This is a genomic window from Halovenus rubra (assembly GCF_026586665.1).
Taxonomy (GTDB): domain Archaea; phylum Halobacteriota; class Halobacteria; order Halobacteriales; family Haloarculaceae; genus Halovenus; species Halovenus rubra.
This window is the reverse complement of record NZ_JAODIY010000016.1, coordinates 21,654-37,685: the sequence shown is the minus strand read 5'-3', so window position 1 is coordinate 37,685 and position 16,032 is coordinate 21,654. Positions and strand designations below refer to the sequence as shown.

The 16,032-nt window shown below is 55.5% G+C and carries 15 protein-coding genes and 2 tRNA genes; 5 read left to right on the top strand and 12 right to left on the bottom strand.

Going from position 1 to position 16,032, the window contains the following annotated elements:
* Window positions 1-112: 112 nt before the first annotated feature.
* Together N5098_RS14380 and N5098_RS14375 are read right to left on the bottom strand one after the other, a co-directional pair.
* Window positions 113-616, bottom strand: coding sequence for a tyrosine-type recombinase/integrase (locus N5098_RS14380; protein ID WP_267638577.1), 504 nt, complete (start codon window positions 614-616; stop codon window positions 113-115).
* 201 nt (window positions 617-817) lie between these two features.
* Window positions 818-1,333 (bottom strand): type 2 periplasmic-binding domain-containing protein, encoded by a 516-nt coding sequence (locus N5098_RS14375; RefSeq protein WP_267638575.1) that lies wholly within the window; start codon window positions 1,331-1,333, stop codon window positions 818-820.
* A 136-nt stretch (window positions 1,334-1,469) separates the two neighbouring features.
* On the opposite strand from N5098_RS14375, the gene N5098_RS14370 reads away from it, so the two are divergent.
* Window positions 1,470-2,696, top strand: coding sequence for a hypothetical protein (locus N5098_RS14370; protein WP_267638574.1), 1,227 nt, complete (start codon window positions 1,470-1,472; stop codon window positions 2,694-2,696).
* Between the two features lie 4 nt (window positions 2,697-2,700).
* On the opposite strand, the gene N5098_RS14365 is transcribed toward N5098_RS14370, so the two are convergent.
* From N5098_RS14365 to N5098_RS14345, 5 genes are all read right to left on the bottom strand, one after another.
* Entirely contained in the window at window positions 2,701-3,807 is a 1,107-nt protein-coding gene (locus N5098_RS14365; protein ID WP_267638573.1) for a tyrosine-type recombinase/integrase, read from the bottom strand.
* Between the two features lie 164 nt (window positions 3,808-3,971).
* Window positions 3,972-4,046, bottom strand: a tRNA-Glu gene (locus N5098_RS14360).
* 102 nt (window positions 4,047-4,148) lie between these two features.
* Window positions 4,149-4,892, bottom strand: a complete 744-nt coding sequence (thyX, locus tag N5098_RS14355) for an FAD-dependent thymidylate synthase (protein ID WP_267638572.1) — start codon at window positions 4,890-4,892, stop codon at window positions 4,149-4,151.
* 147 nt (window positions 4,893-5,039) lie between these two features.
* Entirely contained in the window at window positions 5,040-7,121 is a 2,082-nt protein-coding gene (locus N5098_RS14350) for a DHH family phosphoesterase (RefSeq protein ID WP_267638571.1), read from the bottom strand.
* A 55-nt stretch (window positions 7,122-7,176) separates the two neighbouring features.
* A complete protein-coding gene (locus tag N5098_RS14345; RefSeq protein WP_267638570.1) occupies window positions 7,177-7,455 on the bottom strand; it encodes a MarR family transcriptional regulator in 279 nt (92 codons plus the stop codon).
* A gap of 180 nt (window positions 7,456-7,635) precedes the next feature.
* Here N5098_RS14345 and N5098_RS14340 point away from each other — a divergent pair, with 180 nt between their 5' ends.
* Window positions 7,636-9,513, top strand: coding sequence for a S9 family peptidase (locus tag N5098_RS14340; RefSeq protein WP_267638569.1), 1,878 nt, complete (start codon window positions 7,636-7,638; stop codon window positions 9,511-9,513).
* A 5-nt stretch (window positions 9,514-9,518) separates the two neighbouring features.
* Here N5098_RS14340 and N5098_RS14335 read toward each other — a convergent pair whose 3' ends face one another.
* On the bottom strand, window positions 9,519-10,793 hold the full coding sequence (locus N5098_RS14335; RefSeq protein ID WP_368408031.1) for an MFS transporter: 1,275 nt from the start codon (window positions 10,791-10,793) through the stop codon (window positions 9,519-9,521).
* A 294-nt stretch (window positions 10,794-11,087) separates the two neighbouring features.
* On the opposite strand from N5098_RS14335, the gene N5098_RS14330 reads away from it, so the two are divergent.
* Window positions 11,088-12,785, top strand: a complete 1,698-nt coding sequence (locus tag N5098_RS14330; protein WP_267638567.1) for a vWA domain-containing protein — start codon at window positions 11,088-11,090, stop codon at window positions 12,783-12,785.
* 475 nt (window positions 12,786-13,260) lie between these two features.
* Here N5098_RS14330 and N5098_RS14325 read toward each other — a convergent pair whose 3' ends face one another.
* The 4 genes from N5098_RS14325 to N5098_RS14310 all read right to left on the bottom strand — a co-directional run bounded on the left by N5098_RS14325 (window position 13,261) and on the right by N5098_RS14310 (window position 14,615).
* Complete coding sequence (locus N5098_RS14325; RefSeq protein WP_267638566.1) at window positions 13,261-13,389, bottom strand: hypothetical protein; 129 nt, start codon at window positions 13,387-13,389, stop codon at window positions 13,261-13,263.
* A 48-nt stretch (window positions 13,390-13,437) separates the two neighbouring features.
* Window positions 13,438-13,510 (bottom strand) — tRNA-Pro (locus tag N5098_RS14320).
* 71 nt (window positions 13,511-13,581) lie between these two features.
* Entirely contained in the window at window positions 13,582-13,929 is a 348-nt protein-coding gene (locus N5098_RS14315; protein ID WP_267638565.1) for a hypothetical protein, read from the bottom strand.
* Window positions 13,930-14,111: 182 nt separating this feature from the next.
* Window positions 14,112-14,615: a metallophosphoesterase gene (locus N5098_RS14310; protein WP_267638564.1), complete on the bottom strand. Its 504-nt coding sequence runs from the start codon at window positions 14,613-14,615 to the stop codon at window positions 14,112-14,114.
* Between the two features lie 77 nt (window positions 14,616-14,692).
* On the opposite strand from N5098_RS14310, the gene N5098_RS14305 reads away from it, so the two are divergent.
* Together N5098_RS14305 and N5098_RS14300 are read left to right on the top strand one after the other, a co-directional pair.
* Entirely contained in the window at window positions 14,693-15,508 is an 816-nt protein-coding gene (locus N5098_RS14305; protein WP_267638563.1) for a shikimate dehydrogenase, read from the top strand.
* A 111-nt stretch (window positions 15,509-15,619) separates the two neighbouring features.
* On the top strand, window positions 15,620-16,024 hold the full coding sequence (locus tag N5098_RS14300; RefSeq protein WP_267638562.1) for a helix-hairpin-helix domain-containing protein: 405 nt from the start codon (window positions 15,620-15,622) through the stop codon (window positions 16,022-16,024).
* The last annotated feature ends 8 nt before the right edge of the window (window positions 16,025-16,032 follow it).

The following is a 16,032-nucleotide window of genomic DNA, read 5'->3' as shown; positions in this document are numbered from 1 at the left end:
CAGCAGCTGAGTAACATGGACAACGATCATGTCGTACTTGCGACACCCCCGTGTCTTACCTACGACATCTAATTTCACTTTTCAGTACTTGCTGTCTCCGATGAAATCATTCTCACTCGATATCGTCCAGAGTCTCAGATCGACTATCGGTCGGCGAATGATCATAGCGAAGAGTACTTTCCAGCGATTCGTGTCTGAGTTGACTGTTAGCCTGTCCGAGGTTTCCATCCTCGACGATATAGGTTCCTGTCGAGTGTCTAATCGAGTACCAAGACAGGTCTCGATTCTCGGTGTTGATCTCGGTCTTTTCGAGCAACCTACGCAGTAAGTCATTTAGCGTTTTCTTGTCGTAGGGGTTCCCCTTCTGGTTCAGCCAAATTTCGTGTCTATTGTCGTACTTCGGCAGCGCAGCTCGCTGTTCCATCCATGCTTCGTTCAGTCGGGACGTTTCTGGCCGCAACGCTACCTTCCAGTTCTCTCGACCTTTTGCGGAGTTCTCTTTAGGAACGTATAATTCGTTGATGTCCAACCGAAGCCAGTCGACACTGCTGTTTTCCACTTCGACTGGTCGCAGTGCAGCGTCAAGTGCAGTATTGACCAATGACGGTATTTTCATACACTCGCGCTCTCTATTCCAAACATCTCTGTTGATTTCTGATTTAGGAATCCCTTTTTTTTGTGCAAGATATGCCTTTATTCGATCACGTTCTTCGGGGGTGACTGATACTGATGGCTGTAAGTACGTGAAGATTCGAACTTGGTATTTTCTAACAGCGAGGCTCTTGCCTGGCGAATCAGGAACTAGCGATTCAAAGAATTACAGCCACCAGTATGAGGAGTAGTGAGGCAGTTGCCCGTAATTTAGGGCTGCTTTGCGCAGTTCCGCCCGCTCATCCCGACGAAAAAAATCTCGCTCTATTGAAGACGGTTCCTCGAACAAGTACGTTGAGTCCCATTCGCTTCCTCCTTTATTCCCCCGAAATTCAAAATACTTTTCTAAAGTATTCTGGAATTTCCGTTTGCTTGATGGACTGTATGCTTCTCCGTTTTCCTTCACTAATTCATCGTCGTTCAGTGCTTCTTCGATTCTGTCAGCAATGTCGTGACTCAACTCGACCATCTGCCCGTTTGAAAGGGCATATCCTGCGCGCAAGAGCTGATCGTACCGCGATAAATAATTGTCAGCTGATTCTTGTGCTAATCCTTCATTTGCTTCTGGTTTCTTGCCTTTTTCCAACATGAATTCGTAGAAATCTCCTGCCTCTTGATCTATGGGAATTCGGAGACGAGGTCCGACTAATTCAGCAGTCTTCTGAGAGATGTACTTGGTCATTGTCGATCACCTGCTCTGGTCCACGACCGATGTCGCGGCAGATAATCGTCGTTGCATTTTTAGAATGATGTTTACTGTTCAGGTCGGAGAGGAAACATTTATTTACCACAAAAATGATTCTACTTAAATACCAATCATGGTTTATGAGTATGACGACATAGATGTGGACCGGAGCAGCTTTGCATTATCGCGAGGGCAACTTCAGGAGCTAATCGAGAATCCAAATGCTCCCCCAGGTGAGCTGGATAATGCCATCGAGAAAAAACGAAACAGATTAGCAGAACGAATTTTTCGAGGAATCTTTGATGTACACGCCTTCCACAAAAGTGGGTTACTGGATTCTGATCAGTGGGACCAAGATAGAGACGAATTGTTAGAGACATTCAATGAATATTGGGAATCTTCCCCACCAGTCGAAGGAGCAGATGAAAATCTGTACCGACTCGGAAAAGCGCACGGTGAAACACTCTCCCTATTGTATGACAACGGCGAGACGCACAGTCAACGTGATCTTATTGTCGGGATTGTTGACGGGCTTTTAGACCCCAGGTATATAACCCCAGAATCTCAGAAAGATTTGGCTGTGATTAAATCGGCACTAGACGAGTTATTTGGTGGGCACGAGTTCGATGTAGAACAGGTACGCAAAGATCTTGCTCGAAGACGAAAGCAAAAAGAGATAGATTTTGAGAAGTTGGAAGAACTTGGACTTCAAGACACATCGGCAGTCGCCCTCTTAGCGCTCACAAAGTCGAAATTGGAGAATATAACAGAAACAGAGGTAATAGCAAATGAACTCCTTGAAGAGACAAAATTGGGTCCTTTCGAGGAATTATCAGAATATTTGATGTCAGACACAAAGGCTATTGAAGATGTTTACTCAGGTAAAAAGGTCAATCTGCCCGAAACTCTGTGTATATTTCGAGAATTAGAAAACCAATCTCAGACTGAACCGATTGAAATCTCAGGCCTAGAAGACCTCGAGAGTTCACCACAGCAAAATATCACCTCGAAGGATATTGCAGCCGAAAAGTGGGGTATTAGTTACAACAATAATGTTGGGAATGTCCTCAGGAGAGCTTCAGAAACGGAAGGTGAAGCCCCTTGGAATGATCGACCGCTAATTAAACTCAATACAGGTAGACAGGCTTCCTATGATCTCACAAACTACGGAGAATTGGTGTCACTCTTTCATTCCAATTACTCAGACCGAATCAGGAAGCGATTACACTGGCTGGCTTGGTATGACTATCAAAAGACTTCCGAGACTGTGAGTGACATGAAACCAGAGAGTTTACTAGATGGAGATTACGAAAAAGAACTTGAACTGGTAGAGAAGGCTGTAGACGAAATCTTGGAGTGAGTTGTCACCCCATCCGGTCAAGCGCGTCCTGTCGGTCCTCTACGGGTACCTGATCGTATTTCATTGTTGTCTGGGGGCTCGAATGTCGAAGTTGCGCCTGCGCCGCAGCCAGCCCCTCTTCACGGGTCATATACGTTCCTACCGAATGTCGAATCGCATACCAACTCAGGCTCCTTTCTTCGGTTTCGATCTCTGCCAACTCACATAACCGAGACAGGAGATGTTTTAGCGCTCGAGAACGATATGGATTCTCTTGTCGAGTCAACCACAACGCCTCCGTATTATCGTACATCGGTATAGTCTCTCTTTGTACGAGCCACCGGTGCAGCATATCTGCGGTCCGTGACTGTAGACCGACAATCCAGTTATCGCGGTTTTTTGAACTCTCTTCTTTGGGTATTCTGAGGACTTCGTTCTCTACGTCAACCCAAGCGGACGTTGCGCGTGCGGCTTCGATTGGTCGCAATCCAGCATCGAGACTGGTGAACACCAGTGACGGTATTTTCCAACCATTGGCTCGATTCCAGTCGTCAGGTGAGATCTCGGATTTGGGCTTTTCGAATCGTTGAGCGAGGTATGCTCGCCAGCGATCCCGTTCTTCAGGTGTGAGACTGTTGTAGGACGGAACAGAGCCGTACTCAAGAGCGGCTTCTCTAATCTTGCTCCGTTCTTCTCGCGTCAAAAAATCTCTCGGCTGTGAGGACGATGCGCCACTATTGAATCGGATTTCTGGCTTCCACTCGTTGAGACCATGTTCGTGATGTCGCCACTTCAGCAACATCTGTACGGCTTTCTGACAGTTGTCCTTGTGCGCGTTACTCTTGTCCTGATAGGCTAACTCTTCCATCCAGTCGTCTGCGTGTTCGTGGTCAACATCCGCAACGTATCGGCCTTCGCTTTCCCAGACCCAGCGATAGAACATGTCCATCCTGTAGGCCCGTGCGCGAACAGTTTCGAACGCATAACCATCCACCTTGTCAGGGTTCTTTCCGAAGGTGAGTAACCACTCGAGACAATCCTTCCGTTGGTGCTCGTAGTCAGATAGTTGACGATTGTTTAGTATTTTTTCACTAGGCTCTGTGACAACGGTAATTCCGTCAAGTTCGGTCATGATTGCCTCCGGAAACTTTCGTCGAATGTAATTGCCGGGGCAACAACATGAACCGCAAGACAGCGACGGGATTTGGTGGCTTCGATTACGTGTTTGCCCTGTTGCATTAGGTTCACCTCAGGTTAGCCACGCACCAAAACCACAAGACAGCAAAAGGATGAGGATGCTCCGGCGGGGATTTGAACCCCGGTCATTGCCTCGAGAGGGCAATATGATTGGCCGGACTACACCACCAGAGCGCGTTAAATCGTATGCGACGAAGCCCGTATAACCATTATGTTTTGCTCCTGCACTGAGAGAGTATACCAAGTAGTGGTTGCGACCAGCAGTGCACCCGTTGTCTACGGTGCGAGCCGGTTCTTGCGGTTGTGCATCTCCTCGTCGTAGTATTCGAAGGTGATGGGACACCACTGGGCAGCGAGGTCAAGGACACGTTCGGTCATATCACGGATTTCCCACTGTGCGTCAGCGGCAGCACGCATATCAGCGACGTGCATCAGCATGCGGGCGTTCATCGACATGACGAGATTAACCTTGGTTCCGATTGGGAGGACATACCGTGCGTCTTCAGGTGGCATTCCTTTCTCCAGTAGTTCCTGATAGGCATCGAAAGAGTTGGCAATTGTCTCTCTATACAGTTCTTCACGCTCGGCGGCAGTCTCCTCATCAACTTGACCGGACTGCTGGTTGCGGCCAACCCAGTCGGGATCCGTCGCGGACGGAGGAACGACGACCATCTCACCGTCGTGAACATCATCGGGGTCGACATCATCGAACGAGACGTATCGCATCGACTGCACATCAAAAGAGACGTGCCGATGACGGGTGAGTTGGGCCATACACGAGCGGCTGATGCCTTTCACCGCGAAGGTTGCATGGGGGTGTTCGAATGGACCAAAGTGGCCGTGGTCGAGTAGGTGGTGGATGAGCGTCTCCTGTTTGTCTTCGAGCGAGTCGCCCCCCATCGAGGCCATGGCCTCCTCGAATGGCGTGTCAGCGACGTACTCTTCCATGTAATCGTTACGGGCTGCCTGGCAAATGAGGCGTTCGGGGTCAGCCGTCGATTCGAGTAGCTGAACGTCCATACAGGTCCGTGTGACCTTGAGCTAATAAAGGGTTCTTTGTTCGACATGGTGATAGCTAGCTGTGTTTGCAGCTTCTAAAAGGATAAGAACGGCACAAACGACGCCATCACAGAACAAGACTGTTGTGTGACGAGAGCAGTCCCAGAATCAGGCCGGGTGGGATGCAGAGAGCGCGTTACCGAGTTCGGTAAGAAGGGCGTCGCGCGCAGCCTCTTGCTCGCCGCGCAGGAACTCGACACGTCCCTCACGAGCGCCGCGGGCATCAAGCGCTGCATCAGGTGCCGACTCCTGTGCTGTCTCAACTATGTCACGCACGTCGATAGTCTGGGTGGTTCGAATGTAGGCCTCGTCTTCATCGATACCGACGAGTGCGGCTGCATCCTCACTATGGCGTCGGAACAGCTCGTCCAGTAGGAGGTGGGTCGCCGGGAACTCGAACCGGTGCGTGTAGGCGTCGGTATCGAGGACGAGTATCGTCTCGTCGCCAACCGTCTGCCGGTCGAGATTGGCTTCTGCGGTCTCGATTTCTGTGTCCATTCGGGTCCGGAACTGTTCGCTGATGTGGGCCGCAAGTTCGGCTGGGTCGTTCGTCTCGTCGGTGAACAGGAGGTCGATGATGAGTTCGCGCTTGTCCTCGTAGGACTGGTAGAACGCTTCCAGCGCGATGGCCTCGCGAAGAGTGCGGACGGCGTCGGCATCGTAGCCGGCGGCCGTCGCAAGCTTTTGATACTGGGCTGGTGTCTCCTCCCAGAAACTCACTGCTGGGAGATGACCAAGGTCATCACGAACCTCTGGGTTTACGTGTGCAGCGACAGTCGCGCCGAGTGCCGTGGCCGTCGTTTCGGTTTCGCCATTGAGTGCTGGGCCGACGAGCACGTCAGTTGCAGACTGAATCTCACTGTCGATAGCGCGTTCATCGATGACAATGCGGCGGGCGTCGTACACGTCAAGCAGGTCAAAGCCATCAAGGGACTCAGTGGTGCCGCCGGTGGCGACGAAGACGAAAAGTGGGAGCGACTCACCGTGGCGCTCTCGGTTCGAGAGCATCGTTGTCACGTCGTTCGTCGCGTCGTCCATGTCGTAGACAGCGTCTTCGAGGGGGCGACGGTCGAAGTAGTGGTACTCCGCGTCTGCACCCTGCTGTTCCTCGCGAATAAGTGGCAGCGTTGCGCGTTCAATTGCTGTACTAGCAACGTATCCATCAGCAGTTGCAGCGTGTCGGACGACAACCGGTCGACCTTCGAGCACAGCACGACGAATAGCCGTTGCCGCGTCGCGAATGTCATCAACAACCGATTCGACAGCGGTGTCATCAGCCAACGTTTCGACTTCGTCTGGTCGCGCTCGCTCGACAAGGGCGTCGCGCATTCGGCCAGTCACTTCATCGCGCTCCTCATCTTCGAGTACGACAAGTGCCTCCGTCTCAATCTGCAGTTCACCGCGTCGTTTCTCGACTTCTCCCTCGATGCGCACGATATTACCTTCGGTAACATCAGGATAAGCCCGGACACCAGCTTCCTCGAAGGCAGCACAGTCTACTGTGCCGGTTTCGTCGCGGAGTTCAAAGATTGTCGGGCCACTTGTCTGGCGGGCAGTCTCGACTTCACCTTCGATACGAATGCGGCTGCCGACGTGGTCGGGGAGTTGGTCAACCGTGACACCAGGAATGTCGAGTTGCTCCGGCGTATTGTTATCAGTCTCGGCCGATTGCTCTGCCGTTTCGGTCGGCTCGTCAGTGGTCTTTTCGTCTGTCGACTCGTCAGTGGTCTTTTCGTCTGTCGACTCGTCAGTGGTCTCGTTGTCCGTCGACTCGTCAGTTTTGTTGGCCTCTTCGCTATTGGCTTCCTCGGCGAGCAGTTCCATGTCAGCGTCGGGGTCGTCGATGAGCGTCCCGCGGAACTGGCTCTCTTCTTGGCGGATTGACCAGCCAAGATCGACATTTCCGTTGTCTCTCACGCTCTGTACTTGAACGAACACGGAATCGCCCGGGTCAAGACTCATACTCTCGAGTCGTTGGTTGAGTTCGCTCTTGTGAAGCAGTCCCGTCACGCTGTCGCCGATGTCGACGAAGATACCGAATTCGGCGTAGCCGTCGACAGTTCCTCGGTAGTACCGCCGCGGTGTCAACTCGTCGGGTTGGGCGCCGCGAAACTCAAAGACAACGTCCTCTTCGTGAAGGTCACAAACGCGGCCGTCAACAGACGAACCACAGATGATACACGTAGCCATTGCTTTGCTTAAACAGGTCCGGATTAAAACGGTTGTCGAAACGAGTCCACTATCTTCAGCGGACAGTCACCGTATAGACTTGTTTACGAGCATCGGAGAGACTATACTGCCTCTCAATAAGATTGTCCGCTTCGAGTCGGTTCAGTGCGTACCTGACAGTCCGCTCCGGGAGCAATGATTCCGCTGCGATGTCTCCTTGTGGGAGCGGACCCTCCGCTCTGAGCACCCGCGCGACAAGCTTCGCACTTGGTGGCAACTCCCGCAATCGGTCCCTGTATTCTGCTTCGGACAGTCTCGGTGACGTGTCGTTTGGGTCACCCACTCTTGTACCCATATGACCACTTCTAAACCATTCACTTGTAAAGTTTGTGCTAAAAAACATCTATAAACTGCTATTGTACACTATATCATAGAATAAAGGTAGATAGTTAATTCAACAGGGGATGGTCGAGAGTCTTGTCGAAACTACCGTTTGTGTGTCGGGAAACGGTCGAGCCCACAACAGCTTTGATTCATGCAACCGTTTGACACTGCTGTGTACAATCTCGAACGGTATCTCACGATACGCCAGGCGTATGCTGCTTCGCTCTCTCCAGATGGGACGCTCGCATTCCTGCTCGACACGACCGGGGTGCCCCAGATATGGACGATGGACGAACCCGGTAGTTGGCCAGTACAGCGAACCTTCTACGACGAGCCTGTCTCCTTTTGTAGTTACTCGCCAGAGCGACCCGAGCTGATTTTTGGCATGGATGAGGGTGGCAACGAGCGCATGCAACTGTTCAGGCTCGATGGGGATGGGCACATAACCCCACTAACAGATATGCCAGACGCCAAACACTACTGGGGTGGCTGGCGTTCCGATGGCGAGCAGTTTGCGTTTGCCTCGAACCGTCGTGACGAGTCAGTCTTCGATGTGTACGTACAAGACAGGGATGGGACTGGGAATGACGCGGAGCGGGTCTTCGAAGGTGATGGCTGGTTCACCGTTGGCGGCTGGAGTCCAGACGGTGACGAACTGATTCTTGTCGAATCACACTCTGGGTTCGACCAAGACGTGTCGGTTCTGGACCTCGACACAGGCGAGGTTCGTCACCTGAATCCCGACGACGACGAGGTTCGCTACCGGAGCCCACAGTGGGCACCCGATGGCGAGGCGTTGTATGTCGCTACCGACCGCGGCGCCGATACGATGTATCTCGCCCGGATGGACGCCGAAACGGGTAACCTCGAAACCGTTCGTGATGGCGGCGACTGGAACGTCGGCGGCGTCGCACTTGATGAGGATAGCGGCTTACTTGCCTACTCCCGGAACGTCGACGGCTACACCGACCTGACGCTGGGTGAACTAACCGGCGAAACCGAGATATCCGAGCTACCGATGCCGGAGATGCCGGGCAACGTCGCCGGCGGCATCAGCTTCGGTCCCGACGGCAACCGGCTCGCAATCTCCTCGACCGGCCGCTCTCTCAATACCAACATCTCTGTGGTCGACGTGCAGGCGCTTCGGGAGGCCGACAGCGACGAGATTCTCGGAGGTGACGGAGCGGCCGATACGCTCCTCGACGAGTCAGTGACACGCTGGACCCACGCTTCGACGGCGGGCATCCCACTGGAGAGCTTTGTCGAACCGGACCTCGTCCACTACGAGAGTTTTGATGGCAGGGAGATTCCTGCGTTCTTTTCACTGCCCGAGAATGTTCCAGAGGGTGGCGCCCCAGTTATCGTCGATATCCACGGCGGTCCAGAAAGTCAGCGCCGTCCTTCCTTTGCCGGCTTGACCCAATACTTCCTCTCGCGGGGGTACGCCGTCTTCGAGCCGAACGTCCGCGGGTCGACGGGCTACGGGCGGTCGTACACACACCTTGATGACGTGGAGAATCGGATGGACTCCGTCCGGGATATCGAGGCCGCACTGGACTGGCTGGAGGGTCACGACGCGGTCGACCCAGACCGCTTTGTCGCCAAGGGTGGCTCCTACGGCGGGTTCATGGTGCTAGCGTCGGTGACCGAATTCCCCGAGCGCTGGGCGGCCGGCGTCGACATCGTCGGCATCGCCAACTTCGTCACGTTCCTCGAAAACACGGGACCGTGGCGGCGCAAGCTCCGCGAGGCCGAGTACGGCTCGCTGGAGGAGGACCGCGGGTTCCTTGAAGATATCAGCCCGCTCAACAACATCGAAAACATCGAGGCCCCCCTGTTCGTCCTCCACGGCGAGAACGACCCCCGCGTCCCGGTTGGCGAAGCCGAACAGATTGTCGAGGGTGCCCGCGAGCAGGGCGTGCCCGTCGAGAAACGCATCTTCGAGGACGAGGGCCACGGCATCTCGAAGCTCGAAAACCGCATCGAGGCTTACTCGCAAATCGTCGAGTTCCTTGACGAGCACGTCTAGGCCGGTTACCGCCGTTCCCGGTACAGGAGCCACACGCCGGCGAGAAACGCCACGCCCAGTGCGACAGTCGTGATAGCGAACGCGAGGCGATAGCCGTACTCGGTGTAGGCGACACTGCCTGCCACGATATCGTCGGTCCGATGGCGGTCGAGGACGAACCCCATCAGCGTCGGGAGCACCGTCGCGCCAAAAAAGCCCCAGCCGTTGACCGTCGCTGTGGCGACGCCGCTCGCACCGGCTGGGTACATCTCCTTGACGATAGACAGCGAGAGCATCGCGAACCCGAGACAGAAGCCGATGGCGAAGTAGACGACCGCAATGACGGGAAGCGGCGGTTTGCCGAGGGCCGGAATGACCGCGAGCACGAGTGTAAACCCGCCAAGACCGACGAGCAGTGGGAGAACTCGCTGGCCGAGGCGGTCCGAAACCCAGCCGACAGTCGGCGAGCCGATGAGTATCCCAATCGAACCAAGCAACGTGTACGTCGATGCAGACGTGACACTCAGGTCGTACACCACGACCAGGTAAGGGACGCCCCAGAGCCCCAGGATGGTCAGGACCGTCCCGGAGGCCGAGAAGAAAATGAGCGAAAGCAGCCACTGGTCGGGGTCCCCGAGCAGGTCGCGGAGGTGTTGTCCCGTCTCCCGCAAGGTGACGGTTGGCTGTTCGGGGACGTTCTCGATTGGTTCGAGTCCCGCGTTGGCTGGCGAACTCCGGGCGAGCACGAAGACTGCTCCGCCCCCGACGAAGCCGAACGCTGCGAGGCCGAGCACCGTCTCGCGCCAGCCGAACTGCTCGACAGCGAGCGCCAGCGGCGTCGTCGCGAAGATTGCGCCGAGTCCGGCGATGCTCGCAGTCAGCCCGGTCATCGTCGCGAACTCGTCGGCCCGGTACCAGTTCGCGCAATAGCGCAGGATGACAACGAAGATGACGGTGCTGCCGAGACCGATGAGTCCGCGGGAAAGAAACCCCGCGAGGTACCCGTTGCTCATCGCGAAGCCGATTGCCCCCACGCTCAGGACGAACGCGCCGCCGCTGCCGACGTAGCGCGGGCCGTACCGGTCCGCGAACACGCCCGCCGGAATCTGCGTGATTGCGTAGATAGCGAAGAAGGATGCGTGCAGCGTACCCAGCTGTGCGGCCGAGATGCCGAAGTCGGCCGTCAACTGCTCGGAGAGGACGGCTGTCGAGAGACGGTGGACGTTGACCGCCAGAAAGACCAGCGCCAGCGCCCCCCAGCCAATCCACCGCCGTTTCCGTGGGTCGCTCAGGAGAGTCACGCCTCCCGGGTTCGCACGGTTCCCTCCTAAGAATTGTGTCATACTGATGTCGGTTTTTGGGTCCAATCGACCCCTGCTGGCTCGTCGGGCAGGGACGAGACGGGCCGAACGAAGAGACTATATCACACATTTCGACAGTAATATAAATAATCTGATTATATACTCACGCACTCAGAAATCGAATATGTGACGGTAGAGCCCCAATAGATCAAAAATTATTTTTAGTATCGATGATTCAAACAGTCATTTGAGAAGACATTTGTGTTTAATAACAGCTCTATCGATGTCACAACTATGCGTACCGTGTTACTAATTGTCTTGGTCGCTGTGCTGGTGCTGACTGCCGGCTGTCTCGGTTCACCCCTCGGCGGTGACGATGGAATCGACAAGCAAGCTGGGACCGACGGGTCGGACGGCAGCGATGCGGGCGGCGATGGAACGGATGGCGCAGCGTCGGGCAACGACGGCCAACTCGGCTATTCGGTCGGTGGTGCGAGTGATATCAACAACTTCAGGGACAACGTCGAGGAGGGGTATTTGCCCCTCGCGGCCGACGTGACAGCCGAGGGTGCGTTCAAGGAGTATTACTTCGACACTGGCGCGACGGAGCGCTGTGAGGAGTTGTTCTGTCCGAGCTACAGCCAGGCAGTGTCGGCTGACCCGCTCTCGGGCGAAGCCGAGCAGTACCTTACAGTCGGGCTCAACTCCGGCATCGAGAAATCAGAGTTCGAGCGTGACGACCTGAACCTGGTAGTCGTCGTCGACACGTCGGGGTCGATGGGTGACCCGTTTAACTCCTATTACTACGATGACGATGGCGAGCGCGTCGAGACAGAGGAGCGCCAGAAGATGGGAGCTGCAGTGAATGCAGTCAAAACGCTGGTGGGCCAGCTAGACGGGCCCGACCGAGTCGGCGTCGTGTCGTTCAACGACGGTGCAAGGGCAGTCGCCCCAATGCAACGGGTCGACGAACGCGATATGTCGGAGCTACACGAGAACGTGGAGAGTATGTCTGCCTACGGCGGGACGAACCTCGACGCAGGAATGCAGGAAGCCGAAGAGATGGTGAGCGAGTACGCTGACGATTCCGAGCGAGAGACCCGCGTCATCTACGTTACCGACGCGATGCCCAATCAGGGAGGGACCAGCAGCGAGCACCTCGGCGACCAGCTCAGCGACCATGCGGAGGACGATATCCACTCGACGTTCGTCGGTGTCGGCGTCGATTTCAACGCGGATTTGGTTGACACCATCACGGACACGCGCGGCGCGAACTACTACTCGGTGCAATCCGCGGCGCAGTTCCAGGAACGCATGGACGAGGGGTTCGATTACATGGTCAACCCCCTCGTGTTCAACCTCTCACTGTCGGTCGAAACTGAGGGATACAAAGTCGAACAGGTGTACGGAACCGCCTCAGACGGTGCGCTCGACGGCAACATCATGCACGTGAAGACCCTGTTCCCGTCGCGGACCGAGGGCAACCGGACGAAAGGCGGTGTCGTCCTGCTCAAGCTCAACGATAGCGGAACCGGGGATGCCGTCGAACTGCAGACCTCCTACGAAACCGGGGCCGGCGAAGACCACACGACGACCGAAACCGTCGAGTTCGCTGACCGGGAACCGGAGTACTTCCAGAACAATGGCATCCGCAAGGCTGTGGCGCTGTCACGGTACGTTGAGCTCTCACAGAACTGGATTGCCTACGAGCGGGGGAACATCGAGGGCGAAAGCCCTGACGCTCCCGAGGGAGGAATCGAGAGCAAGGAGAACCCGTACCTCGGCCAGTGGGAGCGCCAGTCGGAGGACCTCCAAGTGTCTCCCGCCTACGCTGACCGGTTCGCCACGTTGGTCGAGTACTTCGAGTCCGAAATAGCGGCGGTCGGTGACGAGTCTCTCCAGCAGGAACTCGACATTCTGGACTTGCTCATCGAGGCGGGGTCGGTGGAGGAACAGGAAGATTCGAACTCTGTCGCCGTGACAGTTCCGTAGACAGGAATCGAGGCCTACGAACTTCGTTACGTCATTGATTTCCAGCAAGGTCTTCAAGAAAGTTTCAGCCGGTCACGTTCGGGAACAATGAGAGTGCCTGCACTAAGCCGGGCTAGTCGCTCTCACTGGGTACGAATCGTATGAACTGACCGAGCCGGGTCAGCGGTATCTCTCTGGAGACCTCAACGCGAATCATCAGCCGACGCCGACCGCTGACCGGGTTTCAAGCAGCTATTGACGCTCTCCCTCGGGGACTCGGGAGCCGACTGCACTTGCGGGTACTCGTTTGTCGAACGCTGGGACTGCATACTTACAGCTAATCGTTGGAATCCGTGAAAGTTGTGCCACACCTATGCATTGCCGGGTAATCGAAACCAACGGTACCAACGGACGGGGAAGGGTGGAGTAGGCTGCTCGTCGGTCTCGCCGATGCGCTCGTCGACGGGCTCGGTGTCCGCGGACCACTCGATTGTGCTCATGGCGAGCACACCCCGTCTTCGAGCGCCGTACAGGTCTGGTCCTGTTCTCTGATTTCGTAGCCACAGTACCGGCAGATGGGCGGCGGCAACTCGGACGGGTCGAAGTCCGTGGTGGCTCTGCTCATGGTGCCACCTCAGAACCAGCAAAAACAGCTGCTAAGTATTTAAGGGAGTGGGACCGCCCGGATTTGAACCGGGGTTGCGGGCACCCAAGGCCCGGAGGATACCAAGCTACCCCACGGTCCCGTACATACATTTCCCGGAGTGGTGATTGTAAGCGTTTCGTTGCACATCTCCTATGGGAGTTACGCACACGGTCACAGAAAATCCCGAACGTCAGAGTACCACATGTCGTGTTCGTCGGTTTCGTCAAGCGCACGTGCGAGTCGTACAGCAATAGCATGCCAACAGAGTTCTGTGGGGTCGTTCGGGTCGAGATTGTATTTGGCATCCTTGCAGGTGCAGGTGTCGTTCTCGATGATATACTCTCCCTCGTGGCCAACGACGACAGTAAAATCGCGGTAGTCTTTGACTCGGTTTTCGCTGATAGCTTCAATCGCTCGCTGTGCGCGGTCACCATGGAGTCCAACAATACGGTCGACTAACTCAGGTGTGAGTTCGCCAGTCGCCGCGAGGTTTTGTTCCCAGTCGTCGACCGCTGTCACAGATGGCTATTTGCTGCCGAACGGCAAAATGGCGTCGGTCCCTGGGTCGTAGCTTAAATTTCTCTTTGACTCTCCGTCGGATATTTTATATGCCCAATCTAATTGTAAGACGCGCTGACCCGTTTCGGCCCTCTTCCCGAACCCCCCAAACACCCCCACCCTGACAGCGCTTTACCGGAGCCTTATAGATTTACCCTCTCTCGTGGCTGTCCCTCGATGGTCTGAATCTGGGCGCACAATCCCACCCCAGTGTGCGTCACGGTGGCCATCGTCGCTTCCCTTCCACGCGGGTCGGCGTGGCTCCCTGGGTTAATGACAAGCAGATCCTCTTTATCCCTGAGTTCTGCTCTGTGTGTATGGCCCACCACGACGACATCAGCCTCCTCTTGACGAGCGAGCAACGAGAGTGACGTGCTATTGTGGTGATGTCCGTGTGTCACCAGAAATCGATACCCTTCATAGGTGAACGTCTTCCAGTCCGGCAACCGCTCTGTAACGGTCGCGTTGTCGCTGTTGCCCGAAACCGCGACAAAGCGCTCGGCTCTCTCTTCGAACTGGTTGAGGACGGTTTGTGTCGTGAGGTCACCGGCATGTGCAACGATTGAGGCCGACGAAAGTGTCTCGGCAACCGAATCGGTCAGCTCTATGTCTTCGTGGCTGTGGGTATCTGAAAGCAAGGCAAGCATGTCCCCCCAAACTTGCTCGTCGGCAAAAAACGCACTGCGTGCATAGCACGTATGTTAGTCGGCACCGAGAACCAGATATGGATGTTTACGGACTCATCGGCAACCCTGTCGAGCACTCGTTGTCCCCGCCAATGCATGAGGCAGCATACGAGGCACTCGACCGTGATGCTCGGTACGTCACCTTCGAACCGCCAACAGATGGGGCAACTGACGCTATCACGAGCGCAGAGACACTCGGTGTTGCGGGGTTGAACGTTACGGTGCCGTTCAAACAAGACGTACTGTCGGCAGTTGAACCAACGCCACTCGCCGCACAGATTGGTGCCGTCAACACCATCGATTTCACGACTGAGCCGCCAACAGGACACAATACCGACGCTATCGGGGCGGTCCGCGCGCTTGCCCATCACGATGTGACACTTGACGGCAACGCTGTCGTTATCGGTGCAGGCGGCGCGGGCCGGGCAGTCGCGTTCGGCCTTGCAGACGAAGGAATGAGTGTCGATATCGCCAACCGGACAGTCAAACGCGCACAAAAACTGGCCGCCGACATAAACGAAACAGCGGTGGCCAGCAGTGTCAGCCCATCGTCGCTGGATGGACTGCCATCCCTCCTCGAGGATGCAGATGTATTAGTCAACGCGACGAGTGTGGGGATGGAAGAGGACCGCTCGCCGGTACCGGCAAATGCCCTACACGCAGACCTTGCTGTACTGGATGCAGTGTATTCCCCACTCTCGACGCGCCTCTTAGAAGACGCGAAGGCGGCAGGTGCGACGACTGTCGACGGTGCGTGGATGTTGTTGTACCAGGGAGTGGAAGCCTTCGAATTTTGGACCGATTGCGACCCACCAGTCGAAGCGATGAACGACGCACTGAGAGGAGCACTGTAACTAGGATAGATAACGACACGTCCCGATGGTCAGACAGCGTGGCAAACGGATGGGAACAATTCGCATACCAGTCCGCGTACAATTAAGTAACCACCCTACTTAGGGGGTGATATGAGCGCCAAGAGCCTGATACAAAAAATCAAACAAGTTGTGGGGCTCTCGGACAAATCGGAGTCCGAACCCGAAACAGGTCCGTCCACACACAAAGAGACGGATGTAACAGTCGAGCGCGAGCCCGAACCGACAGACAAAGCGCCATCCGAGACGAATCCGACGGCTGCAACGCCTGCGAGCGATGCCGCCGGTGAACACCCAGTCGATGACGGCGTTACTGAAAACAGCGAATCTGTTGAAAATATTAAAGGTATTGGTCCAACCTACTCTGAACGACTCGATTCAAACGGTCTCGGAGCTGTCCCAACATTGGCCGAGAGTGATGCTGAGACGGTCGCCAAAGCGGCTCAAACCTCCGAGGGTCGCGCTAAAGAGTGGATAAAGCGGGCAAGAAACAGATAAACCGCAAA